The 26,074-nt window shown below is 68.0% G+C and carries 22 protein-coding genes; 8 read left to right on the forward strand and 14 right to left on the reverse strand.

Features of this window, described 5'->3' with window-relative positions; translation table 11 throughout:
- The 13 genes from ACMGRF_RS04680 to ACMGRF_RS04740 form a co-directional block, all read right to left on the reverse strand.
- Entirely contained in the window at positions 1-837 is an 837-nt protein-coding gene (locus tag ACMGRF_RS04680; RefSeq protein ID WP_049412136.1) for a phosphatidate cytidylyltransferase, read from the reverse strand.
- Positions 834-1,601 (reverse strand): polyprenyl diphosphate synthase, encoded by a 768-nt coding sequence (gene uppS, locus ACMGRF_RS04685; RefSeq protein WP_049412139.1) that lies wholly within the window; start codon positions 1,599-1,601, stop codon positions 834-836. The genes ACMGRF_RS04680 and uppS overlap by 4 nt, the downstream gene beginning before the upstream one ends.
- A 5-nt stretch (positions 1,602-1,606) precedes the next feature.
- Positions 1,607-2,161 (reverse strand): ribosome recycling factor, encoded by a 555-nt coding sequence (frr, locus tag ACMGRF_RS04690; protein ID WP_414485680.1) that lies wholly within the window; start codon positions 2,159-2,161, stop codon positions 1,607-1,609.
- A gap of 96 nt (positions 2,162-2,257) precedes the next feature.
- A complete protein-coding gene (gene pyrH / locus ACMGRF_RS04695; protein WP_005415854.1) occupies positions 2,258-2,986 on the reverse strand; it encodes a UMP kinase in 729 nt (242 codons plus the stop codon).
- A gap of 120 nt (positions 2,987-3,106) precedes the next feature.
- Entirely contained in the window at positions 3,107-4,645 is a 1,539-nt protein-coding gene (locus ACMGRF_RS04700) for a GGDEF domain-containing protein (RefSeq protein ID WP_049438430.1), read from the reverse strand.
- 259 nt (positions 4,646-4,904) lie between these two features.
- Positions 4,905-5,780: a translation elongation factor Ts gene (tsf, locus tag ACMGRF_RS04705; RefSeq protein ID WP_005415856.1), complete on the reverse strand. Its 876-nt coding sequence runs from the start codon at positions 5,778-5,780 to the stop codon at positions 4,905-4,907.
- A 125-nt stretch (positions 5,781-5,905) separates the two neighbouring features.
- Positions 5,906-6,712 carry a 30S ribosomal protein S2 gene (gene rpsB / locus ACMGRF_RS04710; protein WP_005408748.1) on the reverse strand — a complete coding sequence of 269 codons (807 nt, stop codon included), beginning with the start codon at positions 6,710-6,712 and terminating at the stop codon, positions 5,906-5,908.
- A 219-nt stretch (positions 6,713-6,931) separates the two neighbouring features.
- On the reverse strand, positions 6,932-7,630 hold the full coding sequence (locus tag ACMGRF_RS04715) for a molecular chaperone (protein ID WP_099495070.1): 699 nt from the start codon (positions 7,628-7,630) through the stop codon (positions 6,932-6,934).
- Positions 7,630-7,848 carry a hypothetical protein gene (locus ACMGRF_RS04720; RefSeq protein WP_049438432.1) on the reverse strand — a complete coding sequence of 73 codons (219 nt, stop codon included), beginning with the start codon at positions 7,846-7,848 and terminating at the stop codon, positions 7,630-7,632. Before ACMGRF_RS04720 ends, ACMGRF_RS04715 begins: the two co-directional genes overlap by 1 nt.
- A 152-nt stretch (positions 7,849-8,000) precedes the next feature.
- The gene (locus ACMGRF_RS04725; protein ID WP_099495068.1) at positions 8,001-9,038 is read right to left on the reverse strand and encodes a spore coat protein U domain-containing protein; all 1,038 of its coding nucleotides are present in this window, start codon (positions 9,036-9,038) and stop codon (positions 8,001-8,003) included.
- Positions 9,035-11,407, reverse strand: coding sequence for a fimbria/pilus outer membrane usher protein (locus ACMGRF_RS04730; RefSeq protein ID WP_414485682.1), 2,373 nt, complete (start codon positions 11,405-11,407; stop codon positions 9,035-9,037). Before ACMGRF_RS04730 ends, ACMGRF_RS04725 begins: the two co-directional genes overlap by 4 nt.
- 7 nt (positions 11,408-11,414) lie before the next feature.
- The gene (locus ACMGRF_RS04735; protein ID WP_262224154.1) at positions 11,415-12,164 is read right to left on the reverse strand and encodes a molecular chaperone; all 750 of its coding nucleotides are present in this window, start codon (positions 12,162-12,164) and stop codon (positions 11,415-11,417) included.
- Entirely contained in the window at positions 12,164-12,694 is a 531-nt protein-coding gene (locus ACMGRF_RS04740) for a spore coat U domain-containing protein (RefSeq protein ID WP_049438435.1), read from the reverse strand. Before ACMGRF_RS04740 ends, ACMGRF_RS04735 begins: the two co-directional genes overlap by 1 nt.
- 230 nt (positions 12,695-12,924) lie before the next feature.
- Here ACMGRF_RS04740 and map point away from each other — a divergent pair, with 230 nt between their 5' ends.
- From map to ACMGRF_RS04780, 8 genes are all read left to right on the forward strand, one after another.
- Positions 12,925-13,710 (forward strand): type I methionyl aminopeptidase, encoded by a 786-nt coding sequence (map, locus tag ACMGRF_RS04745; protein ID WP_032955117.1) that lies wholly within the window; start codon positions 12,925-12,927, stop codon positions 13,708-13,710.
- Positions 13,711-13,712: 2 nt separating this feature from the next.
- Complete coding sequence (locus ACMGRF_RS04750) at positions 13,713-16,340, forward strand: [protein-PII] uridylyltransferase (protein WP_414485683.1); 2,628 nt, start codon at positions 13,713-13,715, stop codon at positions 16,338-16,340.
- Entirely contained in the window at positions 16,340-17,419 is a 1,080-nt protein-coding gene (gene dapD / locus ACMGRF_RS04755) for a 2,3,4,5-tetrahydropyridine-2,6-dicarboxylate N-succinyltransferase (RefSeq protein WP_049412173.1), read from the forward strand. Before ACMGRF_RS04750 ends, dapD begins: the two co-directional genes overlap by 1 nt.
- 2 nt (positions 17,420-17,421) lie before the next feature.
- Positions 17,422-18,288 (forward strand): hypothetical protein, encoded by an 867-nt coding sequence (locus ACMGRF_RS04760; protein ID WP_099495063.1) that lies wholly within the window; start codon positions 17,422-17,424, stop codon positions 18,286-18,288.
- A gap of 31 nt (positions 18,289-18,319) precedes the next feature.
- Positions 18,320-18,691, forward strand: coding sequence for an arsenate reductase (locus tag ACMGRF_RS04765; protein WP_181452403.1), 372 nt, complete (start codon positions 18,320-18,322; stop codon positions 18,689-18,691).
- A complete protein-coding gene (gene dapE / locus ACMGRF_RS04770) occupies positions 18,688-19,815 on the forward strand; it encodes a succinyl-diaminopimelate desuccinylase (RefSeq protein WP_049412179.1) in 1,128 nt (375 codons plus the stop codon). The genes ACMGRF_RS04765 and dapE overlap by 4 nt, the downstream gene beginning before the upstream one ends.
- A gap of 537 nt (positions 19,816-20,352) precedes the next feature.
- Complete coding sequence (gene asnB / locus ACMGRF_RS04775; protein WP_111096472.1) at positions 20,353-22,044, forward strand: asparagine synthase B; 1,692 nt, start codon at positions 20,353-20,355, stop codon at positions 22,042-22,044.
- Positions 22,045-22,144: 100 nt separating this feature from the next.
- Complete coding sequence (locus tag ACMGRF_RS04780; protein ID WP_164282834.1) at positions 22,145-23,539, forward strand: cation:proton antiporter; 1,395 nt, start codon at positions 22,145-22,147, stop codon at positions 23,537-23,539.
- 82 nt (positions 23,540-23,621) lie between these two features.
- On the opposite strand, the gene ACMGRF_RS04785 is transcribed toward ACMGRF_RS04780, so the two are convergent.
- Positions 23,622-25,949: a penicillin acylase family protein gene (locus ACMGRF_RS04785; RefSeq protein ID WP_262224153.1), complete on the reverse strand. Its 2,328-nt coding sequence runs from the start codon at positions 25,947-25,949 to the stop codon at positions 23,622-23,624.
- Positions 25,950-26,074 lie beyond the last annotated feature (125 nt).

Genomic DNA, 26,074 nt, shown 5'->3' on the forward strand with positions numbered 1-26,074 from the left:
TCAGAACCCGAAGATTTCCTTGCCCAGCGCGAACACCGGCACGGCGGCGAGGACGCCGTCGACCCGGTCGAGCACGCCACCGTGGCCCGGGATCAGGTGGCCCGAGTCCTTGGCGCCGGCATGGCGCTTGATCAGGCTCTCGAACAGGTCGCCCAGGACCGAGGCGAACACCGCCACCACTGCGGTGATCAACAGGCCGGGCAGGTGTGCGGCATCGATGCCAGCCAGCCAGCCCAGGCCGAGGGCCACGGCGACACCGGCCAGCAGGCCGCCGAACAGGCCTTCCCAGGTCTTGTTGGGGCTGATCCGCGGCGCCAGCTTGTGCTTGCCGAAATGGCGGCCAGCGAAATAGGCGCCCGAGTCGGCCGCCCACACCAGCGCCAGCGCAGCCAGCAGCCACAGGTGGCCCTGCTGGCCCGGCGGATCGCCGCCGGCATGGATCAGCACCAGCGCGGCCCACGCCGGCACGATGGCCAGGGTACCTGCCAGCATCTTCAGGATCCGCGAGGGTGCCGACGGCTGCGCACCGAAGGTGAAGAAACGCAACCAGACCAGCGCGGCCAGCCACCAGGCAACGCCGGCCAGCGTGGTTATCTGGAACAGGACCAGGGTGCTGCCATCGGCCCAGACCAGCAGCACCATCAGCAGCAGGTTCAGCACCAGCAGCACGGTGCGCGCCAGGGTGTCCTCGATACCGGCCAGCTTCAGCCATTCCCACAGGCCGATCAGCAGCACGGCGGCGGCGGCGGCGGCCAGCCATTGCGTGGGCAGCAGCAGGATCGCCGCAATGGCTAGCGGCGCCATGATCAGCGCGGCAAGGACTCGGGTCTTGGTCATGGGCTGGAAGTCTCGGTGGCCAGTGCGGCAATCTGGGCGCTGGTCAGGCCGAAACGACGCTCGCGACCGGCATAGGCGTCGAGCGCCTGCTGCAGCTGCCCGGCGTCGAAGTCCGGCCACAGGGCCTCGGTGAACCACAGTTCGGTATAGGCGAGCTGCCACAGCAGGAAGTTGCTGATGCGGGTGTCGCCGCCGGTGCGGATGAACAGGTCCGGCGGCGGCAGGTCGGCCAGGGCCACCTGGCTGCCCAGCAGCGATTCATCGATCTGCTCGGGCAGAAGGCGACCGGCCGCCACTTCGACGGCCAGGGCGCGCGCGGCGCGGGCGATGTCCTGGCGGCCACCGTAGCTGGCGGCGATCGACAGGGTCAGGGTGGTGTTGTCGGCGGTGCGCTGCTCGGCCAGCTGCATGCGGCTGACCAGCCCGGCGCCGAAGCGCTCGCGTTCGCCGATGAAGCGCACGCGCACGCCACGCCGGTGCAGCTCGTCCACTTCGCGGTCGAGTGCACCGAGGAACAGCTTCATCAGCGCGTCCACTTCCTCCTGCGGCCGGCCCCAGTTCTCGCTGGAGAAGGCGAACAGGGTCAGCGCCGGAATGCCCAGTTCAAGGCAGCGCTCGATGGTGCGGTTGACCGCGCGCGCGCCGGCACGGTGGCCGATCACGCGGGGGCGACGGCGCTGCTGTGCCCAACGCCCATTGCCATCCATGATGATGGCAATGTGGCGGGGCAGGGAGGCAGGCAACGGAGGCGGGACTGAAGGCATCGACTTCAGACCGACAGCAGTTCTTTTTCCTTGTCGGCAACGACCTTGTCGACGTCCTTGATGTTGGCGTCGGTCAGCTTCTGGATGTCGTCTTCGCCGCGCTTCTTCTCGTCTTCGCTGATCGCCTTGTCCTTGACCAGCTTGGCGATTTCCTTGTTCGCGTCCTGACGGATGTTGCGGATCGCGATCTTGGCGCCTTCCCCTTCCTTCTGCACCTGCTTGACCAGCTCCTTGCGGCGCTCTTCGGTCGGCGGCGGCATGTTGATGCGGATCGCGGTGCCCAGCGTGTTCGGAGTGAACTCGGCGTTGTAGAGACCCTTTTCGATCTCCTTGATCATGCCTTTGTCGAACGGGGTGACCAGCAGCGAGTGCGCGTCGGCGTTGGAGATCGACGCGACCTGGTTCAGCGGGGTGCTGGCGTTGCCATAGGCGCGGACCGTCACGCGGTCCAGCAGGGCCGGGGTGGCACGGCCGGTCCGGATGGAGGTGAGGGTGTGCTTCAGAGCGTCAATGCTCTTGGCCATGCGCGTCTGCGCGTTGTTCTTGATGTCGTTGAGCATCGCCCGGTCCTGGATGTATCTGGAATCGGGCGATTATAGGCGAATACGGGACGCTGCCGGGCCTGAATCGGCCCGGTTGTCGCTTTGCGCTCAGGCTCAGGCCGGGTCGCGGCCCTGGACCAGGGTGCCGATGTTCGCGCCGTTGAGGATCTTCAGCAGTTCGCCCGGCTGGCCCATGTCGAACACGCGCATCGGCAGGTCGCTGTCGCGGGCCAGAGCGAAGGCCGCCGTGTCCATCACTTCCAGGCCGCGGCGGATCACTTCGTCGTAGCTCAGGCTGTCGAAGCGGACCGCATCGCTGTGCTTGTTCGGGTCCTTGTCGTACACGCCATCGACCTTGGTGGCCTTCAGCAGCAGGTCGGCGCCGATCTCGATCGCGCGCAGGGCGGCGCCGGAGTCGGTGGTGAAGAACGGGCTGCCGACGCCGGCAGCGAAGATCACCAGACGGCCCTTTTCCAGGTGGCGGATGGCGCGGCGGCGGATGTAGTCCTCGCACACGTCGTTGATCTTGATCGCGCTCATCACCCGGGCCTTGGCACCCAGCTTCTCGAGGGCGTCCTGCATGGCCAGGGCGTTGATGACCGTGGCCAGCATGCCCATCTGGTCGCCGGTGACGCGGTCCATGCCGCCGGCGGCCAGGCCGGCGCCGCGGAAGATGTTGCCACCGCCGATCACCAGCGCCACTTCGGCACCGGCCTGCTGGGCTTCGATGACCTCACGGGCGAGGCGATTGATGATCTTCGGGTCGATGCCGTAGTCCTCGTCTCCCATCAGCGCCTCCCCGGACAGTTTCAGAAGGATGCGGCGATAGGCGAGCTTGGACATGAGGACCTCGGGTGCGTGGAAATCGCGGGCGATTCTACGCGCATGCGGCGTTGTGCCAAAGTGTTTTGTGCACTGCGGCGCAGAATCCGGTGGTTCGCCCGGTCGGCCGGGGTGTCCCGTTCAGCCCAGTTCGGCGCTGGCCGTGGCCGACAGCTCGTCATGGCCCAGTGCCCCCGGCGAGCGGGCGATCACCCGGTTGCGGCCCAGGTTCTTGGAGCGGTACAGCACGTCGTCGGCGGCGCGCAGCAGGTCCTGGACGTCGGCGAAGCGCTCGTAGCCGCCCTGGGTGGCCACGCCGGCGGAGAAGGTGACGAACAGCGGACCACCCTCCAGTTCGGCCATCGGCGTGGCGACGATGTTGGCCAGCACCCGGCGGATCACGTCCAGGGCCACGCTTTCGCTGGTGTTGGGCAGCAGTGCGACAAACTCCTCGCCGCCGAAGCGGGCCACGGTGTCGCTGCTGCGCAGCTGGCCCTGCAGCTTGCCGGCGAAGGCGCGCAGCACCTCGTCGCCGGTCAGGTGACCGTGGGCGTCGTTGATCTTCTTGAAGTCGTCCAGGTCGATGAAGGCCACCGACAGTGGCCAGCCCTGGCGGCCGGCACGCAGGAATTCCTGCTCCAGCACCGCTTCCAGCTGCCGGCGGTTGAGCACGCCGGTCAATGCATCACGATGGGCCTGGTCGGCCAGGCGCTTGGCGCGCGCCTCGAATTCGTCGGCACGGCGGCGCGCCTGGTCGGCATCCTGCAGTTCGCGCAGGTTGCGCAGCGTGGCCAGTTCCTGCGCGTGATCGATCAGCTCGCGCACCCGCGCCGGAGAATTGAGGCCGGCATCGAACAGGCTGGCGATGTCGGGCAGGGCCTCGCTGATGCGCGCCAGCACCTGGTCGAAGCGCGCGCTGTCCAGCTCCAGGCGGTCGTGCACCTGCTGCAGGGCGCGCTCGCGCGCGGCATCGGCGTCGCTGTCCAGCCAGATGTCGGCCACTGCGCCGGACAGCTGCACGCAGGCCTGGAACGGCGATTCGGCGGCGTCCTCGTCCTCGCTGTGGCTGATGCTCTCCACCAGGTAGCGGGGCAGGCCCCATTGCTCGGCCACCCACGCGCCGACCTCGGCATGGCTGCAGCCCAGTTCCTCGCGTTCGCGGGCGACCAGGTCGATGTTGTCGCGTGCCTCGCGCAGCAGCGGCAGGTAGCGCTCCGACTCGGCCTGGGCCAGGCACAGTACGCCCAGGTCCTGCAGCAGGCCGGCCAGCATCAGTTCCTCCAGCCGGCGCAGGCCGCGCGCCTGGCCCAGCTGGCTGGCAGCCAGGGCGCTGAGGATGCTGCGCTTCCACGCGCGCTGGCGCAGGTCGTGGTCGGCGCCGGTGCCGCCGGTCAGGCCCTGGGTGACGGTGAAGCCGAGGGCGAGGCTGATCGTGGCGTTCAGGCCCAGCATGGTCAGCGCCTGGCCGAGGTTCTCGATGCGGCGGCGGCTGGCATACAGCGGTGAATTGGCGATGCGCAGCATGCGAGCGCTCAGCGCCATGTCGATGGCGATGATGTCGGCGGCGGTGGCGATGTCCGCTTCCGGGTCCTGGGCCAGTTCGATGATGCGCAGGGCAATACCGGGTGGCGAAGGCAGGTTGCGGCAGAGCGCCAGGGCAGCTGTCAGCTCGGGAGGCATGTCGGGTCGTTCAATTCCATTGGGGCAAGAATACCTAGGAATGCATCACAGTCCGCGATTTTCGTTCCTGCTAGGTGACTGAGGATTCCCTGCGACTGAGTATCGGCTTGATTCGAGCGCAACGCAAAGGTGCCGGTTGTGCGCACCAACGGTGCGCACCCACCGATGGGCCATGGGTTAATCCCTGGGCCCATGCATAAAAAAAGAGCCGCGGTTTCCCGCGGCTCCTTCTGGTCGCTTCACAGCCGGAAGGCTGGAATCAGACCTGCATCGCCTTGGCAACTTCGGCGGCGTAGTCTTCCACCACCTTCTCGATGCCTTCGCCGACGATCAGCAGCTTGAAGCCTGCCACGTCCGCGCCAGCGGCCTTGACCACCTGCTCGACGGTGGTGTCGCCCAGCACGTAGGTCTGGCCGTACAGGGTCACGTCGCTGACGATCTTGTTGATCTTGCCGCTGATGATCTTTTCCAGGATGTCGGCCGGCTTGGCCTTGTCCTTCTCGGTCATCTTGGCCAGCTCGATTTCCTTTTCCTTTTCGACGAACTCGGCCGGAACGTCCGCAGCCTTGTTGTGCGGCGGCTTCAGCGCGGCCACGTGCATCGCCAGGCCACGGGCCAGCTCGACGTCGCCGCCGATCAGGTCGACCAGCACGCCGACCTTGCCGTTGGTGTGGACGTACGCACCGATGTTGCCGGTGGTGTCGACCTTGACCATGCGGCGGATCTGGATGTTCTCACCCAGGGTCTGCACGGCGGTGGCGCGGGCTTCTTCAACGGTGCGGCCGTCGGCCAGCGTGGCGGCCTTCACGGCTTCGACGTCGGTGGCGCCCGATGCCAGGGCAGCGGCGGCGACGGCGTTGACGAAGGACTTGAAGTTGTCATCGTTGGCGACGAAGTCGGTTTCCGAGTTGACTTCGACAAGCACGGCCTTGCCGCCGTCCTGGGCCAGGCCCAGACGGCCTTCGGCGGCCACGCGGTCAGCCTTCTTGTCGGCCTTGGCAGCGCCGGACTTGCGCATGGCTTCAGCAGCGGCGTTGATGTCGCCGTTGGCTTCGGTAAGCGCCTTCTTGCATTCCATCATGCCGGCGCCGGTGCGCTCGCGCAGTTCCTTGACCAGGGAAGCAGTGATTTCCACGGGATTACCTCACGAAAGAAAGGGGTTGGGCCGGCATGGTGGCCGGCCCGTGTGACACGGTCCTGTCACGCACCGATGGCTGCGTGCAGGGAGGGTGGACGCCGGGCGTCCACCCGGGGCCTGGATCAGGCCTGGGCGTCGTCGCCCTTCTTGGCAGCCTTCTTGGCCGGAGCGCGGCGGGCCGGCTTCTCTTCGCCTTCAGCAGCGGCTTCCGCGAACTCTTCCTCGCGCACCGAAGCGGCGTGCGGGGCAGCCGCCTTGCCTTCCAGCACGGCGTCGGCAGCGGCGCGGGCGTACAGCTGCACAGCGCGGATGGCGTCGTCGTTGCCCGGGATGGCGTAGTCCACCAGTTCCGGGTTGTAGTTGGTGTCGACCACGGCGATGACCGGAATGCCCAGCTTCTTGGCTTCCTTGATCGCGATGTCTTCGTGGCCGATGTCGATCACGAAGATGGCGTCCGGCAGACGGTTCATGTCCTTGATACCGCCCAGCGAGGCTTCCAGCTTGTCGCGCTCGCGACGCAGGCCCAGCACTTCGTGCTTGACCAGCTTCTCGAAGGTGCCGTCGGTTTCACCGGCTTCCAGTTCCTTCAGGCGGGCAACCGACTGCTTGACGGTACGGAAGTTGGTCAGGGTGCCGCCCAGCCAACGCTGGTTCATGAACGGCATGCCGCAACGCTCGGCTTCTTCCTTGATGGTTTCGCGGGCGCTGCGCTTGGTGCCCAGGAACAGGACGGTGCCGCGCTTCTGGGCAACCGACGAGATGAAGTTCATCGCATCGTTGAACAGCGGGACGGTCTTTTCCAGGTTGATGATGTGGATCTTGCCGCGGGCGCCGAAGATGTACGGAGCCATCTTCGGGTTCCAGTAGCGGGTCTGGTGGCCGAAGTGGACGCCGGCTTCCAGCATCTGACGCATGGTGACCTGGGGCATTGCAATACTCCTGATATGGAACCAGCGATTCCGCCCGCGGGATAGGTATGCGGGACGCGTGGAAGCGCGATCGGTTCCGGGGTTGGGCTTCCCTGTTGCCTCCGTGGCCGAACTCCTTGCGGAGCACCCCGGCACGGATGGGGGCAGCAGGTGTGGATTCACCGGTGACGTCCGGTGTGGACGGGCTCCCGCGCACGCAGGCGGCAGGAATCCGGTCGATTATAGCCCGCTGGGGGCGTCCGCTGCAATGGCAGGGTCAGATGCGGCCAGATCGACCTCGCGGCCGTCCTGCAGGCGGGCCTGGAAGTGGCCGCCGACATAATCATCGGGGCGGGCAGGCAGGGGCCAGCGGCGTTCATGGCCTGCGAGGATATAGCCGGCCAGCCCGGCCACCAGCAGCGACGATTGGCCGTCGGCCGCTATGAATCGCAGATCGTGCAGGCGGCCATGCAGGGTACCGGAATTGCTGAGTCGCAGCATGGCCCGAGGCCCATGTGCCTCGACGCAGCCCTGCAGCCGGGCATTCGGCGCTGGCGCCGCTGGGCCGCGGAACAGCGGCAGCGAATAGCGCGGCAACCCCGGCAAAGCCGGCGCCAGTACGATCCGATAGGCCTGTTCGCCCGCCGATGCTGCCGGACCGCCTGGCAGCAGCCAGACGCGCTGGGTGCTGCCGGGGGCCAGGTCCAGCCGCGCCGGGCTGACCCGGATGTGGTCGCTGGGGTGCAGTCGTTCGGCGTCCAGCTGCTGATCCCACGCCAGCACCTGCACCTGGCCCTGCCAGCGGCCGGGCCCCGGATTCCGCAGCCACAGTTCGGCGCGGCCGCCTTCGGCGGGTAGCTGCAGGGTGGTCGGCAACAGCTCCAGCGCCGCCGACGGCTGCGCCAGCAGCAGTCCAAGCAGGATCAGCAGCGCGCGCATCAGTAGATGAGGGTCACGGAGGGCATTGCGCTGTCGTCTGTCGCCGGAGGCGCGAGGTCGCGGATCTGGGGCGGCACCTTGGGGGCGTCACTGCGCTGGTGTGGCGCCGCGCAAGGGGGAGCGCCGGCATCGTCGCTGCAGGACTCGACCACGGTCAGCCGGATCTGCAGCGTGCTGCTGCGCGGTTCGGCGCGGGCCGGCGTGCTGGCGACCAGCATCGCCCCGATCAGGAATGTGCGAACCACCTGCCATCCACCGTGCTGAAAGACTTGCTGCGCGGTATCGGCTGGATGCGCCGCAACTGTAGCGCCGAGCCGGCGCTCGGCACGGCCTTCGTCCGGTGGGTGCCGACCGTTGGTCGGCACGCTGGTCAGTAGGTGATCGTCACCGTCACCAGGTCGTTGTAGGTGCCGGCCGGGGGTTGGCCGGTAACCGGCGGCACCCGGCCATAGATGGTCAGCTGCTGCGCGCTGCCGGTGCCGGTGCTGCTGGCCGTGTCGACCGCCAGGGTGTTGCCCCAGCGCTGGCTTCGTGCCGGATCCCGGTACAGCTCGTAGGGCAGGTAGTAGGTGCTGTTGCCGATGGTGGTGGCCATGCGCCGGGTGGTGGTGGCGGCAGGATTGTTCTGGCCGTTGTTCAGGCCGACCTGGAAGGCGGTGTTCTTCAGGCAGGTCAGGGTCAGGGTGGCGGTCTGGTCGATGTTGGCCGGGATGCCGCCGGTGACGTTGCCGAAATTCATGTTGGTGGTGACGTAGCTGCCGCATTGCGGCAGCACGTTGGCGGTAGCGGTGAAACTGAAGGCCGCACTCGCGCTGTTGGTACCGGTGGCACCGCCGTTGCAGGTGGCGGGGACGGTGGCGCTACCGGCCAGCACCTCGTTCCAGGCCCAGGTCAGCACCACGCTGGCACCGCTGAAAGTGCTGCTGTACGCGCCGGAGGCGAGGACCTGGTTGGCCGGAATCTGACCGAACAGCTGCACAGTCTGCGCACCACTGCCGCCGGTCAGCAGCGGTACGTTGTAGCTCATGGTCAGCTCCTGCGCTGGCGGCGTGCCGCGCGGGACCAGGCCAGTGACCTGGCCGAAGCTGGCGTTGTTGTACAGCTGGAAATTCATCGTGTCGCTGGTGGAGGTGGCCATCGTGCGGAACGTGGAACTGCTGCCGCCGCCACTGCCTGCGCCGATGCCCACGCAGACGCGCACGCCGGTGGTGGCCAGCAGGCTCAGCGCGGCGGTGGTGCAGGTCACCGTGATGTTGAGGTTGGCCGTGCTCGGGCCGGGTGCATTGCTGTTGATGTTGCCGAACGGCAGGGTCGGATTGGCGACCGCCGTGCAGACTGCGGTGGCACCGGCCGGCGCCGCTGCCAGCAGGCCGGCCCACAGCAACAGGACGAGCAGCAGCACCCTCATGGCGCCACCTCCGGGATGCACTGCTGCGGCGCCGGCTTCGGCCGCGCGCCGGACGCCACCACCTTGGGCAGGTCCGGTACCTTCACCCGGCACGGGCCATGGCTGGTGGTGACGTACAGCACGCTGCCGGCGGCGACATCTTCCAGATAGAGCAGGCCGTCGTAGCCGACCGTGGCCTGGCGACCGTCAGGCAGCTGCACCTCGCTGCCCACCTCCAGAGGCTGGCCGTTCATCGCCAGCAGGGTCAGGCTCAGTGACGACCGCGAACGCAACAGGAAGGTCACGCGGGTACCCGCGCGCTGGCGCGGCGTGACCCAGTCCTCGATGCGGTCGGCACGCATGTCTTCGGGCAGGTCCAGGGTGTCGATCGAGACCCGGTTGCGCTGCCAGGACAGCAGCGGACTGACCAGCAGCAGGCCGCGATCGTCGGTGACACCGATCAGCCGGTTCTCCAGCCGCACCGGGACGCCGGCGACGCCATTGGTGCTGATCACCGCGAACGCATCGGTTACCTCGCGCGTGGCGAAGGCGTGCCCGCCCATCCACACCAGGCTGCCGCTGGCACTGGCGTAGGCATAGTTGAGCCCGCCCTGGCGCGAGGCGCCGAATGAATAGCGGCCGACATCGTTGAGGATGCCGACCTCGGCCAGGCCGCCGTTGCCGTCCTCGCCGTGGCGCAGCTGCGCGCGCCAGCCGACGCCGCCGGCACTGCCATCGCCGGGCACCGGCTGGGTCACGTCCGCGACCCAGCTCTGGCTGTCGCCATTGCGCTGGCTGGAGAGGCTGGCCTGGCGATTGTTGCCCAGGCTGGCAGTCATCGACAGGTAAATGCTGCGGTCATCGCTGCGGTCCAGGTTCTGGTTCACCGACAGGTAGGCCGACCAACGTTGGCTCCAGGTGCGCGACCAGAACAGGCTGGCATAGCGGTTGTCGTCTCCGTCGGGGTAGCGCAGGCGCAGATAGCTGGCGCTGAGCGTGCCCAGCCGCAGCAGGTCCAGGCCGACCGTTGCCTGCTCGCTGATGCTTGGTGGCAGGTTGCCCTGCAGCGCGCCGAGGTCGCGGTAGTCGCCGTGGCTGCGCACGCTGCGCAGATTGACGTTGAAGCGACGGTTGTTCCAGCTGTAGCCCAGCGCCCATTGCCCACCCTGCAGGCCGTGGTAGTCACTGTGCGCATAGGCGGCATTGAACACGCCGGCGGCGCCGAGCAGCCACCAGCCGCCAATGCCGCCCTGGGCCAGGCCGCCGCCGCCTTCGGCATGCGCCTCGCCGGTGAACGTGTCGGTGACGCCGCCGCGCCAGCTGGCGCTGGCCACCGTACGATCGTCATAGGCGAAGGAGCGCTCGCCGAAATCCCGGCGCAGGTGGCCGACGCCGACCGACCAGTCCGACAGGCCCTTGGCCAGCAGCTGCTGGGTGCCGTAGAAACTGAAGTCCAGCGTCTGCATGCGGCCGAATGCGTCGGTCACCACCACCTGTGCGTTGCCGGTGCCGCTGATGCCGGGCTGTGCTGCGAGCTGGAAGGGACCGACCGGCACCTGCCCGCTGTACTGGCGCAGGCCATCGACATACAGCTCGACCGTGGAGGGCACCACGGCCTGGCCGAGGAAGCTCGGCGTGGGCGTCAGCACGCGGTAGGGCTGCAGGCCATAGTTGCGGCCGATCTGCAGGCCACCCAGGCGCACGGGGCGGGTCCAGTCGACGAACCCGCTGTAGAAATCGCCGATCTCCAGGGTCGTTGCGCTATCGGGGAAATCCAGGCTCCAGCGTGTGTCCAGGCGCACGCTCTCGCCGCGCCAATGGCGGTCGCCGGGTTGCTGGTAGCGGCGGCTGATGGCGGTGTTCTCGAAAGTGCCATTGCCGATGCCGAATACGCGCAGCTCCGAGCTCAGGCTGAGGTTGCCGAGCGTGTCCACCCGGCTGCCGTAGACGTCGTAGTTGAGCAGCACGCCGGGCGAGGCGCTGCCGGTCGGCGCACGCGCCTGCGGCCGGCTGAGCACCGTGGTCGGCAGTGCCAGCTGGTCCAGCGGCACGTCCAGCGCCAGGGTCTGCATGTGGGCGTCGTAGCGCACCACCGCACCGCTGATCTGGTCCAGATAGACCGGTGCATCGCCGCTGGCGTTGAAGCCGAGCTGGCGCAGCACTTCGGGGCTGGCCTGCAGCCGGCCCCGGTTCTCGGTGAACGGCAGCAGGCCGCGCGGCGTGCTGTTGAGCGACACATCCAGGTACAGCGTCTGGCTGGCGGTCAGTGGGGTAGGGGGTGGCAGGATCGCATCGGCCGACACGCCGGATACATCAGCAGCCGTGGCCACGCCGGACACATCGGCGGCCTCGGTCGCCGCGGGAGCCAGGGCAGCCAACAGCGCGCCCATCAACGCCTCAGCGAGCCGGTGGGGGCGACAGTGGCGTCTGTTCCGACTCGCCATTGAGCTTGGCCGTGATCTGGTCGTTGTCGCGGTCGATCGCCGTGCGTTCGATCGGCCAGCGCATCACCTGGCCGGGCAATACGTAGCCCAGCAGCCCGGGATGGACGATGCGTGGGCGCGTGGCGCTGCCCAGCGCGAGATCGGCGATCTGAGCGTAACTGTTGCCCGAATTGGCTACTTCGACGCCGTTGCGGCCGTCCGCCAGCTTTACCAGCCGGGCCCGCAACTGCGGCGCCAGCGTGCCGGCCGAGGGCTGCACGAACACCGGGATCGAATAGCGCAGGACGAACTGCATGCCACCCGCGCGGATGGCCAGGTCGGGCACCTCGTCAACGATCAGGCGGTAATGTTGCTGTGCCGCTGGCGGTTCCTTGTCCGGACGCATGACCCGCACCAGCTGCTGCTGTCCGGCGGCCAGTTCCTGCATCGGCGGGGTGGCCATCAACGCATCGGTGGGCAGCAGCTGTTCCTGGCCGTCCTGCTGCACCCAGCGGAACACGCGTACCTGCAGCTTCACCGGCGAGGTGCCGCTGTTGGTCAGCCACAATTCGCCGGCACGCTGGCGGGCTTCCAGCTGCAGGGTGGTCGGGGCCACCTGCAGGCTGGTGGCGCCGGCGGCCGCGATGGCGAGCAGGTACAGGGCGAGCAGCGCCACGCCGGTGGCGCGCCACGGGCGGGATCCGGCCATGGGGGCGTGCTCCATCAATAGGTGATCGTGGCGGTAACCGTATCCAGGTAGTTACCGGCGGCCGGGTTGTTGGTGCTCAGGTTCAGGATCTGGCCGTAGACGATGTAGGGCACGGCCAGGCCGGTGCCGATGCCGGCCTGGGTGTTGGTGCCGGTCGTGGCGCCCCAGACCAGGGTATGTGCGGCATCCTGGTAGAGCTGGTAGCCGACATAGTTGTTGGCGGTCACCGCCGCATTGGTGTTCTTCATCCGCCGGGTGGTGACGTCATTGGCGGTGCTGGCATTGGCGCCCGCATTCAGCGAGATCGTGTACGGGGTCAGTGCCGAGCACTGGGCGGTCACCGTGCCCTGGCCCAGGGTGGGCGTGGTGGTGGTTGATGCCGCGGTGCCGAAGTCCACGTTGGTGGCGGCCGCCGCCGTGATGGTGCAGGCCTTGGTGACCACCAGGGTGACGTTGAAGGTGGTGGTGTCGGCGGCCAGCGCCGGGCCGGACAGCAGGAGCCCGGCCACGGCCCATGCCAGCGGTGATCGAACTGGGGATCGCATGGACAACCTCCCTGACCCGAAGGTCCGTTGAACAAGGCGAAGACGGCACGTTCGGCGCCGCTTTGACGACAGTGGGTCCAGCTTAGGAGGCGTAAGTGTCTGTAATCCGTGATAAATAGGCAGGCGCAAGAGTGGAGGCCATCACGCTTTCACTTTCCTTGCCGGAACCGTGCATGCCCCGGATCGGCAGTTGGGTGGCGTTCGTTCAGATTGCGGCCGGATCGGCGATAATGGGTGCCATGAGCGTGAATCTGAAAACCCCGCAGGAAATCGAGATGATGCGCATCGCCGGCCGCCTGGCCAGCGAAGTGCTCGACATCGTCACCCCCCACGTCAAGCCCGGTGTCACCACCGAGGAACTGGACCGCATCTGCCACGACCACATCGTGAACGTGCAGGGCGCCATTCCGGCCAACGTCGGCTACCGCGGCTTCCCCAAGACCGTGTGCACCTCGGTCAACAACGTCATCTGCCACGGCATCCCCAGCGAAGGGAAGGTGCTCAAGGATGGCGACATCATCAACATCGACGTCACCGTCATCAAGGACGGCTGGCACGGCGACACCAGCCGCATGTACTTCGTCGGCACCCCGTCGGTGATGGCCCGCCGCCTGGTGGAAACCACGTACGAAGCCATGTGGCGCGGCATCCGCGCGGTGCGCCCGGGCGCCACCCTGGGCGACATCGGCCATGCCATCCAGAGCTATGCCGAAGGCGAGCGGTTCAGCGTGGTGCGCGAGTACTGCGGCCATGGCATCGGCAAGGTCTACCACGATGAGCCGCAGGTGGTGCATTACGGCCGCCCGGGCCAGGGCCTGGTGCTGCAGCCCGGCATGACCTTCACCATCGAACCGATGATCAACGAGGGCACCCGCTACAACAAGGTGCTGCCGGATGGCTGGACCGTGGTGACCAAGGACCGCAAGCTGTCGGCGCAGTGGGAGCACATGGTCGCGGTCACCGAGACCGGCGTGGACGTGCTGACCCTCTCGCCGGGCGAGTCGCAGGTTTCCTGACGATGCTGCCGGCGAGTTCGCTGCTGGACACGCCGGCCGCGTCGCTCAACGACCCGGACTGGGCTGCTGCCGCGCGCCAGGCGCTGCAGCAGGCCGACGCGCGCCTGTATCGCCGCTTCGACCAGGGCGACAACATCGAGCGCCTGCTGGCGCTGCGGGCGCGCGCGGCCGACCATCTGATCCGCCTGGCCTGGCAGCGTTGCCTACCGGCCGACAGCGACCTGTCGCTGTTCGCGGTCGGTGGCTATGGCCGGGGTGAACTGTTTCCGCGTTCGGACATCGACCTGCTGGTGCTCGGCGACCCGCCCGCACAACGGGCGCATGAAGCGGCATTGGCACGCCTGTTCGCGCTGCTGTGGGACTGCGGATTGGCGGTCAGCCATGCGGTGCGTTCTGCATTGCAGTGCCGCGAGGCGGCGGCTGACCAGACCGTGCTGACCGCGCTGATCGAGGCGCGTCCGATCCTGGCTGATGATGCAGCGCGCCGTGCGCTGCGCGAGGCCATCGACGACCGTGAGCTGTGGCCGGCGCGTGCCTTCTTCCTGGCCAAGCTGGAAGAGCTGCGCAACCGCCACCAGCGCTTCGGCGACACTGCCGACAACCTGGAGCCGGATCTCAAGGATGGTCCCGGCGGCCTGCGCGATCTCAACACGCTGGGTTGGATGGCGCTGCGCGCCTTCGGCGTACGCGACCTGGAAGCGCTGGTCGGCCTGGGCCACCTGGGTGCCGACGAAGCGGCCGCGCTGAAGCGCGAGCGTGCAGTGCTGGCGCGGCTGCGCTTCGGCCTGCACCTGGTCGCGCGCCGCCCGGAAGAGCGCCTGCGTTTCGATTACCAGAAGACCCTGGCCGCGCGTCTGGGCTTCGAAGACGATGCCGACAATCTCGGTGTCGAAAAAATGATGCAGGGCTTCTACCGCGCCGCGCTGGTGGTGCGCCGGATCAGCGACCGCCTGCTGCAGCGCTTCGAGGAACAGTTCGATGGCGAGGCCCAGCCGGAACCGCTGACCGTGGGCTTCTCCCTGCGCCGTGGCTACCTGGCCGCCAACGAGGCCGACTGGCCGCAGGGCGACATCGGCCAGGTGTTCGCGCTGTTTTCCAGCTGGGCCAACAACCCGCAGGTGCGCGGCCTGCACTCGCTGACCGCGCGTGCACTGGCCGAGTCGCTGCCGCTGCTGCCGGCCTATGACCAGGCCGACGCCGACGCACGCGAGCACTTCCTTGCCCTGCTGCGCGGCCAGCGTCCGGTCGACACGCTTTCGCGCATGGCGCGGCTGGGCGTGCTTGGCCAGTGGATCCCCGCGTTTGCCCAGGTCAGCGGGCGCATGCAGTTCGACCTGTTCCATGTCTATACGGTCGACCAGCACACGCTGATGGTCCTGCGCAACATCGGCCAGTTCGCCAGCAGCCGTGCCGACGAGCGCTTCTCGATCGCGCACGAAGTCTGGCCACGCCTGCGCAAGCCGGAACTGCTGCTGCTGGCCGGCCTGTTCCATGACATCGCCAAAGGCCGCGGCGGTGACCACTCCGAGCTGGGGGCGGTGGACGCGCGTGCGTTCTGCCAGGCACATGCACTGAGTGGCACCGATACCGAGCTGGTGGCATGGCTGGTCGAACAGCACCTGCGCATGTCGGTGACCGCGCAGAAGCAGGACATCGCCGATCCGGTGGTGATCCATCGCTTCGCCACCCTGGTCGGCAGCCGCGACCGCCTGGACTACCTGTACCTGCTGACCTGTGCCGACATCGCCGGCACCAGCCCGAAGCTGTGGAATGCCTGGAAGGACCGCCTGCTGGCCGACCTGTACTTCGCCACCCGGCGCGCGCTGCGCGAGGGGCTGGAGCATCCGGTACCGGCCGCCGAACGCGTGGCCGAGGCACGTGACAGCGTGCGCGCACTGGTGCGCGAGCAGGGTTACGACGACGCCACCATCGATCGCCAGTTCGCGGTGATGCCGGATGAGGGCTTCATTCGTCTGCGCCCCGAGCAGCTGGCCTGGCAGGCAGCCGCGCTGGTACCGGTGAGGCAGGGCCAGGCGCTGGTGAAGGTGCGCCGGATCAGTGTCGATGACCCGGCGCTGGAAGTGTTCGTGCACTCGCCCGACCGCGACGGCCTGTTCGCCGCGATCGTGATGACCCTTGACCGCAAGGGCTATGGCATTCACCGCGCACGCGTGCTGGACGGTCCGGCCGATACCATCTTCGATACCTTCGAAGTGAACCCGGCCGACACGTTTGCCGATGGCAGCAGTGCCAACCTGGAGGCGGCGCTGCGCGAGGCACTCAGTGGTGACCTGTCGCGCCTGCGGCCGTCGCGCCGTGTGGTACCGCGGCAACTGCGGCACTTCCGCTTCGCTCCGCGCATCGAGTTCCGCGATGAACCGGGCGCAACCCGTTTTGCCCTGGTCGCTCCCGACCGTCCCGGCCTGCTGGCCGATGTGGCGTTCGTGCTGCGCAACCAGGGCCTGCGCGTGCATGATGCGCGCATTGCCACGTTCGGCGAGCGCGCCGAAGACACCTTCGTGATCAGTGACGAACACGACCTCCCCCTGACTGAACCTGCCCGGCAGCAGCTGCATGACGCAATGCTGGCCTGCCTGGACCCTGATCGAAACGCCGGAGACCCCGCCTGATGGCCACCAAGCCCGCCAAGAAGACCGCCGCGACCCCCAAGAGCGCAGCGGCCCGGAAACCTGCTGCAGCCGCACCGGCCGCAAAGAAGGCCACTGCGCCGAAGAAGGCCGCTGCGGTGAAGGCCCCGGCGAAGAAAACGGCTGCGGTCAAGCGTGCTGTGAAGAAGCCGGCGCCGGCCAGGAGCGCCGAAGCCGTCCGCGCCGAAACCATCGCCCGCAAGTCGCTGCGCAAGCCGTCGGCACCCGGCGTGGAGGAACTCAAGTTCGGCATCGAGAGCGCCTTCGAGCGCCGCGCCACGTTGACCCTGCATGAGCTGGAAGGCTCGACCCGGCCGCTGGTCAACCGCGTGATCGACGGTCTCGAGAGCGGTGAATTCCGCGTCGCCGAGCCGGACGGCCAGGGCGGCTGGAAGGTCAACGAGTGGCTGAAGAAGGCCGTGCTGCTGTATTTCCGCGTCAACGACATGGCGGTGGTCGATGCACGACCGGCACCGTTCTGGGACAAGGTCGAATCGCGCTTCGCCGGCTATGACGAAGCGAAGTTCCGCCGTGGCGGCGTGCGCGTGGTGCCCGGTGCGATCGCCCGCCGCGGCACGTACTTCGGCAAGGACGTAGTGCTGATGCCGAGCTTCACCAACATCGGCGCCTACGTCGGCGAAGGCACCATGGTCGACACCTGGGCGACCGTCGGTTCCTGCGCGCAGATCGGCCAGCACTGCCACCTGTCCGGTGGCGCCGGCATCGGCGGCGTGCTGGAGCCGCTGCAGGCCAGCCCGACCATCATCGAGGACCACTGCTTCATCGGCGCGCGTTCGGAAGTGGTGGAAGGCGTGGTGGTCGGCCACCACAGCGTGATCGGCATGGGCGTGTTCCTCAGCCAGAGCACCCGCATCTACAACCGCGCCACCGGCGAGATCAGCTACGGCTATATCCCGCCGTACAGCGTGGTGGTGTCCGGTTCGCTGCCGAGCAAGGACGGCACCCACTCGCTGTACTGCGCGGTGATCGTCAAGCAGGTTGATGCCAGGACCCGCAGCAAGACCAGCGTCAACGACCTGCTGCGCGGCCTGGCCGACTGAAGGTGAGTGCGCCGGAGGACCTGGCGCAGTCCGCGATCTACCGGCATCCGTCCGACAACGCGTTCGGACGGATGCTGCCGCGCCTGCTGCACGCTCCGCGCTGGACCCGGTTGCGCCGGGCACTGTCGCGGCGCTGGCCGATGCCGGTGCTGGTCAGCGACGTGCGCGACGTGGTCTACGCGAGCTGGTGGGTCGATGTGCGCCATGCCCCGCTGCCGCCACCGGGCCATCACTTCGTGGTGCACGCCGGGCGCACGCCGTACACCCTCCTCAGCTATCGCCACGGCCATTTTGGGCCGGCGCTGGCCGGGCCGCTGCGCGCACTGATGCCGTCGCCGCAGCAGAGCAACTGGCGCTGGTACCTGCGCCGTGACGATGATCCGGGCGGAACCCCGGTGGTGCTGTTCGATCGCAACGTGATGGACCAGCTGGCCTTCGTCGCCGGCGCGCGCGCTTTCAGCGATGCCATGCAGCCCCACCTGTCCGTGCGCTTCGAGCATGTGGTGCGCGCCGATGGCGATGGGTACACCCTGATCGAAGGCGGGCAGGGGAGTGCACCTGCCCTGCACCTGCAGTGGCGGGCCGCTGCGGGCTGGGAGGATGAGGCGTGGCGGGAGGGCATCGGTGGCCGTCAGGCCCTGCTGCGCTTCCTGACCTGCCAGGATGAGGCCATTGCGCGCACCTGTGACCGGCGCTGGGCCAGCACCCGCATCGCGCTGCCGGTGGATGTCGACAGCCTGCAGCCGCTGCAGCTGGAAGGCGAGCTGCAGTGCCAGCGCCTGCAGGCGATGGACGTGGCGCTGCACGAGGGGCTGGCCTTCCGGCTGCCAAGGGTGCCGTTCCGGGTCGTGTCCGAGCGCCTGTTGTGAGATTCTGGGCCTCTGTTTTCCAGCATCACAGATGGCCATGAGCACCACTGTCTACGGTTTGAAGAACTGCGATACCTGCAAGAAGGCGACCAGGTGGCTGGACCGCTTCGGCGTGCCGTACACCTTCGTCGACTACCGCGACAACAAGCCGAGCCCGGAAACACTGCTGGCGTGGGCTGAGCAGCTGGGTGGCCTGGCCGCGATGGTCAACAGGTCCTCCACTACCTGGCGGCAGCTGCCGGACAACCGCAAGGCCGCAGATTCCGAGGCCGAATGGAAGCTGCTGCTGCGTGAGTACCCGCAGCTGATCAAGCGCCCGCTGGTGGTCACCGCCGACGGCACGGTCAGCCAGGGTTTCAGTGACAACAGCTTCAAGGCCCGCTTCGGGATGGGTGACGCGTGAGCGCGGTCCTCGACCTGACCTGCGAGCTGATCGCACGGCCCTCGGTGACGCCGGACGATGTCGGCTGCCAGGCACTGCTGGCGGCACGCCTGAACCAGGCCGGGTTCCAGTGTGACCACCTGCGGCTGGGCGAGGTCGACAACCTGTGGGCGACTCACGGCCAAGGCGCGCCGGTACTGGTGCTGCTGGGCCATACCGATGTGGTGCCGACGGGGCCGCGCGAGGCCTGGACCAGCGATCCGTTCACGCCGACGATCCGTGATGGCGTGCTGTATGGTCGCGGCACCGCCGACATGAAGGGCAGCGTGGCGGCGTTCGTGGTGGCGGCCGAGCAGTTCGTTGCCGCGCATCCCGATCACCCCGGCACGCTGGCGGTGCTGCTGACCAGCGACGAGGAGGGCGATGCCATCGATGGCGTGCGCCACGTCGCACGACTGTTCGCCGAGCGCGGCCAACGCATCGACTGGTGCATCACCGGCGAGCCGTCGTCGACCGCGACGCTCGGTGACCTGCTGCGCGTGGGTCGTCGTGGCAGCCTGTCGGCCAAGTTGCGGGTGCAGGGCGTACAGGGCCATGTGGCGTACCCGGAGAAGGCACGCAACCCGATCCACCAGGCGGCGCCCGCCCTGGCCGAGCTGAGCGCACGGCGCTGGGATGACGGCTACGAGAGTTTCCCGCCGACCAGCCTGCAGGTCTCCAACATCCATGCCGGTACTGGCGCCAACAATGTGATTCCCGGCGAGCTCGAAGTGGATTTCAACATCCGCTACAACCCGCACTGGGATGCGCCGAAACTGGAAGCGGAGATCACCGCGCTGCTGGATCGGCATGCCCTGCAGTACACGCTGAAGTGGCATCGCAGCGGCGAACCGTTCTACACCCCGGAAGGCACGCTGCGCGCCACTGCGCGTGCGGTGCTGGCCGAGCACATCGGCCGTGCACCGGAGGAAAGCACCGGCGGCGGCACGTCCGATGCCCGCTTCATCGCGCCATTGGGCGCGCAGTGCATCGAAGTGGGGCCGGTCAACGCCAGCATCCACCAGGTGGACGAGAACGTGCGCGTGGACGAACTGGAAGCGCTGCCCGGGCTGTACCAGCGGCTGGTGGAGCGGCTGCTGGTGTGAGGATGGTGGATGCCGATCGTCAGTCCGCACACCTTCCGCAGGACTGCAGCCGGGCCCTGGTCCGAAAAATGAGTAACGGCGGCATGATCGCCTTTTCCCAGTAGCTTGGCGCGGCCATGTAGAAGCGCTGCGCCTGGGGGCCTGGCGAACAAGCCGGCCGCCGCTGGCAGGGCCGAAGGCGGGTGAGGGTCTGGTAGGCCGCCAGGCCCAGGCAGGGCAGGGCAACCAGTGCCCCGGTGCCTCGGTTGCCGACGCAACTGTTGCGCCGCGCTGGAAACCGGGGTAGGGTCGATGCCATGTCGATCCGCTTGGCCACCGCCGTCAATAACAACAACCGCAATAATCTGCGCGCGAATAATCGTGCGCGGCCGATGCGGGACTGCGCCCTGGGTAGATAGACAGCACCACACGCCCGGACACCAGAAAACCCGCATCGGTCGATGCGGGTTTTTTTGTGCCTGGGCGCAGCCTGCCCGGGCCTGGATGGCCGGTCGAACACCCTCCCACCCGTGAAATTCCCCCAACAGGAGCTCCCCCATGTGTTCGATCTTCGGAATCTTCGGCCTGCAGGCCGGTGACGATCTCCCGGCCCTGCGCCGCCATGCGCTGGAACTGTCGCAGCGCCAGCGCCACCGCGGCCCGGACTGGAGCGGCGTGTATCTTGACGAAGGTGCGCTGCTGGTCCACGAGCGGCTGGCCATCGTCGACCCGGCCGGCGGCTCGCAACCGCTGCTGTCGGCCGACGGCCAGCTGGCGCTGGCGGTCAACGGCGAGATCTACAACCACCAGCAACTGAAGGCCGCACTGACCACCGCCTATGACTTCCAGACCGGTTCGGACTGTGAAGTGATCAACGCGCTGTACCGCCAGGGCGCTTCGCCGGCGCAGTGGCTGGAGCAGCTCAATGGCATCTTCGCGTTCGCGCTGTGGGACCGTGGTGCCGGTCGTGTCCTGGTGGCGCGCGACCCGGTGGGCGTGGTGCCGCTGTACTGGGGCCACGATGCCCAGGGGCGTCTGCGAGTGGCCTCGGAAATGAAGGCGCTGGTCGATACCTGTGCCGACGTTGCGCAGTTCCCGCCGGGCCACTATTTCGACAGTGCCAGTGGTGAGCTGGTGCGCTACTACCAGCAGCCGTGGCGCGACTACGCTGACGTGCACGGCCGCCAGGCCGATCTGGCCGAGCTGCGCCAGGCATTCGAGCATGCGGTGGAACGCCAGCTGATGAGCGATGTGCCGTACGGCGTGCTGCTGTCCGGTGGCCTGGACTCGTCGCTGGTGGCGGCGGTGGCCGCGCGCTATGCACGTCGTCGCATCGAGGATGGGGGGCAGACCGAAGCCTGGTGGCCGCGCCTGCACTCGTTCGCGATCGGCTTGAAGGGCTCTCCCGATCTGGCCGCCGCTGCAATCGCCGCCGAAGCGCTGGGCACCGTGCATCACGGCTTCGAGTACACGTTCGAGGAAGGCCTCGATGCGCTGCCGGAGGTGATCCGCCACATCGAGACCTACGACGTCACCACCATCCGCGCATCGACGCCGATGTTCCTGCTGGCGCGGCGGATCAAGGCGATGGGCGTGAAAATGGTGCTCTCCGGCGAGGGCAGCGACGAGATCTTTGGTGGCTACCTGTATTTCCACAAGGCGCCGGATGCGCGTGAATTCCACGACGAGCTGGTACGCAAGCTCGACGCGCTGCACAACTACGACTGCCTGCGCGCCAACAAGTCGATGATGGCCTGGGGCGTGGAGCCGCGGGTGCCGTTCCTGGATCGCGAATTCCTCGATGTGGCGATGCGCTTCGACGCCGCGCACAAGATGGTCGGTGCGGGCGTTGGTGGCCGCCGCATCGAGAAGGCGGTGCTGCGCGAGGCGTTCGAAGGCTACCTGCCGGACAGCATCCTGTGGCGGCAGAAGGAGCAGTTCAGCGATGGCGTTGGCTATGGCTGGATCGACGGGCTGAAGGCGCATGCCGAAGCCCAGGTGAGCGACCGTGTGCTGGCAGCGGCCGACAAGCGCTTCCCGCACAACCCGCCGCAGACCAAGGAGGCCTACTACTACCGTCATCTGTTCGAGCAGTTCTTCCCGAGCCGTGCGGCCGCCGAGACCGTGCCGGGTGGCAAGTCCATCGCCTGCTCGTCGCCGGCGGCGATCGCGTGGGATGCGAGCTTCGCCGCAGCTGCAGATCCGTCGGGGCGCGCGGTCGCTGGCGTGCACGAGCAGGCACTGGCGTAAGCGCCGAAAGGGGACGGAGGGGGGCCGGGGCGCCTGTGTCACTAACGACTTAATCCCCTCCGTCCCCTTTTTGTATGATCGCCCCCCTGCACATTGGGGAATGTTCATGGACGTACACAGCGGGGGCCAGGTGCCACCGACGAAGTGGGGATGGCGCTACCTGGCCTGGGCTGGGGTGCCGTTGCTGGCCGGCGTGCTGCTGGCCCGTTATGCCGGTCCGGCGGCGCCCGAGGCTGGTGCCCGTGCCACGGCCACGACCATGGCCGAAGCCACCTGGGCGCAGCATCTGGCGTCGCCGCTGGGCCTGTTCCTGTTGCAGCTGCTGGTGCTGTTGCTGGTAGCCAAGGGCGCCGGTGCGCTGCTGAAGCGGCTGGGCCAGCCGGCGGTGATCGGCGAGATGGCGGCCGGCCTGATGATGGGCCCGCTGGTGCTCGGCAGCTTGCTGCCGCAGTTGCACGGTGCGTTGTTCCCGGCCAGCTCGTTGGGGCCGCTTGGCATGCTCAGCCAGCTGGGCGTGCTGATGTTCCTGCTGGTGGCCGGTGCCGAGCTGGACCTGGCGGCGCTGCGTGGACGCCGGCGTTTTGCCTTTACGGTCAGCCATGCCGGCATCGCGGTGCCGTTCGTGCTTGGCGTCGCCCTGGCGATCTGGCTGTACCCGCAGCACGGCCCGCAGGGCGTGGGCTTCACCGCATTCGCGCTTTTCGTTGGCATATCGATGAGCATCACGGCCTTCCCTGTGTTGCTGCGCATCCTTGCCGACCGCGGTATCACGCAGACGCCACTGGGGCAGACCGCCATTGCCTGCGCTGCATTGGGTGATGCCACCGCGTGGTGCCTGCTGGCGCTGATCGTGGCCGCCGCCCAGGCCAGCGGATGGCTGCCGGCCAGCCTCAACCTGCTGTGCGTGGTCGCGTTCGTGGCGCTGATGCTGGGGCTGGTGAGGCCGTGGTTCGCCCGCCAGCAGATCGCGCCGGGCCGTGAGGGACGCTGGCTGCTCGGCATCCTGCTGCTGTCGCTGGGCAGTGCGCTGGTCACCGAAATGCTGGGCATCCACGCGCTGTTCGGTGCGTTCGCGGCGGGCGTGGCGGTGTCTTCCAATGTGCAGTTGCGCGACCTGCTGATGGCGCGCGTCGAACCGTTCGCGGTGACGCTGCTGCTGCCGCTGTTCTTCGCAATGACCGGCCTGCGCATGCGCGCCGATACGCTGCAGGCCAGCGATGTCCTGTTGTGCGTGGTGGTGATCGCGGTAGCCACGACGGGCAAGCTGCTGGGTACCTTCAGTGCCGCACGCAGTGCCGGCATGCCCACCCGTGAGGCGTGGCGGCTGGGTGCACTGATGAACACCCGTGGCCTGATGGAGCTGATCGTGCTCAACCTGGGTTACGAACTTGGCCTGCTCGGTGACCGCCTGTTCGCGGTGCTGGTGATCATGGCGCTGGTGACAACGGCGATGACCGGGCCACTGCTGAACCTGATCGAGCGGCGCAGGGGCTGAGCGTCGAACGGTAGTGCCGGTCGCTGGCCGGCAACCTCATGATGCTGGACACACCTGCATGGATGCCGGCCAGCGGCCGGCACTACCGCGCCGGCACCAGCGTCATCGTGTGCTGCGGCTTGCCCGGCAGGAACGGCGTCGGCCGCCCATGCACCCAGTCTTCGTGGCCGGCGCCCCAGTACGGCGACAGCGGGTGCCCGCTCTGGCCGCCGGGCATATGCACGATGCCGTCGGCCTCGTGGCCGGGCGAAACCACCATGCGCTCGGAAGCACCGAAGCCCGGCGTCTGCACGCGCGGCATGTCGCGGTCGCCGGGCAGGCGGTCGGCCGGCATGCACAGCCAGTGTTTGGCGATGTCCGGCAGCGCCCGTGCGATGGGGTGGCAGATCGCCGCCGTATTGCGTTCGCCCCAGCTGCGCTTGGCCAGTGGGCCCTGCCTGGCCAGCTCGCTCTCGGTGCGGCGTGCGGCGTCGATCAGCAGCGCATCCCAGCTGTCGAAGGCCGGTGGCAGCAGATTGGCCGGACGCTGCTGCAGCATCGGCCAGGCCACGCCTTCCAGCTGCGCCAGGCGCGGCTCCAGATAGTCATCGCCCAGCTGCGCATTGGCCGGTGCCAGCAGTGCATCGGACAGTGTTGTCATCACCTGCGTACGGAACTCGCGCACCACCCGGTAGCTGACCGAGCTGGCCGAGGCACGGCCGTCCCATTGATGGCTGGCCTCCTTCAAGCGCTTCAGTGCAGGGTCGTCACTGCGTTCGATGACGTCGTGCAGCAGCGCCCACCAGCGCTGCAGGAACACCGCGCGATCGTCGAGCTGGATCGCCAGCAGGTCGTGTTCATCGAAGCGCTCCTGGATCGCCAGCAGGTCGCGGATCTGCCGCCCGCGGGCGCCAAGGTCATAGCCGCCGTTGCCGGCCTGGGCCAGTGCCTCGCCGTCGAGGACGCGGCCGTTGGCGGTCCACAGGCGATGGTTGGGGGGATCGATCAATGCCGGCGAGGCATCGGTGCGGATCGGCCAGGGGGCGCAGTCCTGGTTGTGGGCGGCGTTGAAGCCGGCCGGCGCGCAGCCCGGACCGCGATCCGGGCGGGCGCCGATCAGGCGCCAGGCGATGCGTCCGGTGCGGTCGCCGACCACCAGGTTCTGCGCGGGGATGCCGGCGTGGTCGGCGAACTGCAGCGCAGCGTCCAGATCACCGGCGCGGGCCAGATCACCGAAGTCCAGGCGCACCGCACCGGGCAGCTGGGCGACCCAGCGCAGCGCGTCGCCGCTGCCATCGGCATGCGTGTGCAGGATCGGTCCCCAGGCGGTTTCGCGTACCGGGAACAGCACGTCGGCCTGGCCGGCCACCGCGATCCGTTCTTCATGCACCGTCACTGCGGCATTGGCCGGTTCGGTGCGGTAGTCCGCGGTGTCGATGTAGCTGTTGGTGAAACCCCAGGCGATGTGCCCGTTGCTGCCGACGATCACGGCCGGAAGGCCCGGCAGCGAGAAGCCGGTGACGTCGACCTGGCCGCCAGCGGCCTGTGGATCGGGATAGCGCAGGCGCACGCGGAACCACAGGCCGGGGGCACGCAGGCCCAGGTGCATGTCGTCGGCGACGATCGCGCGACCGTCGGCGGTAAGCGCACCGGCCACCGCGAAGTTGTTGCTGCCGACGGCGTCCACCTCTTCCTGCGCGGTGCCGGATTTTCCCTTCAATGTGCGCAGGTCGAGCTGGCTGGCATCGGGCAGGGCGGCGTTGCCGGTGGGTTCGCCGAACAGCGGTGCATCCCATTCGGTGCCGTCGTGGGCGATCAGCGCGTACAGCGCTGGCGGCACCACCGCGCGGATGCGGCTCAGTGCAAGCTCGGTCTGGTTGCCGGGGTCCTGCAGGTCGGCGTACATGGCCAGCCCGGTCAGCACGCTGTCGCTGGCCTGCCACGGTTGTGGTGATTGCCGCAGCAGCAGGTAGGCCCACGGGCGCACGGAGAGATCGGCCAGGCCTTCGTTGACGCCATCCACGTAGGCGCGCACGGCTATGCCGTTGTCGCCCAGTGCGGCCTGCAGATTCGCCTCGGTGCGTGCACGCAGCCGGTGCACGCGCATGCGCTTGTCGGCGTCGATGGCCTTCGGCCCGAACAGCGCCGACAGCTCGCCAGCGGCACTGCGGCGCATCAGGTCCATCTCGAAATAACGTTCCTGCGCGTGTACGCGGCCGAGCGCACGCATCGCGTCGGCCTGGCTGCCGGCAGTGATGGTGACCACGCCCAGCCCATCGCGCTCGAGGGTGACCGGCTTGGCCAGCCCCGGCAGCGCATGCTCGCCGTCCAGGTCGGCCAGGCTGCCGCGCAGCAGCAGCCACAGCACCAGTGCGGTGACCAGCACGATGGCGATCAACACGCCCAGCACCCAACGCCATGTACGTCGCATCGCACGTCCTTTCCGAACTCGTGGGCCGATTGTAGCCGCAGGCGCAACTGCGACTGATTCCGATTAGATCACCGTATTTTGAAATGCGGCACCCTATGCCGCATCGATTCACAGGAGCCCCCCTC

Origin of the sequence: Stenotrophomonas sp. EMP41, assembly GCF_047495535.1 — a bacterium.
Taxonomy (GTDB): Bacteria; Pseudomonadota; Gammaproteobacteria; order Xanthomonadales; family Xanthomonadaceae; genus Stenotrophomonas; species Stenotrophomonas sepilia.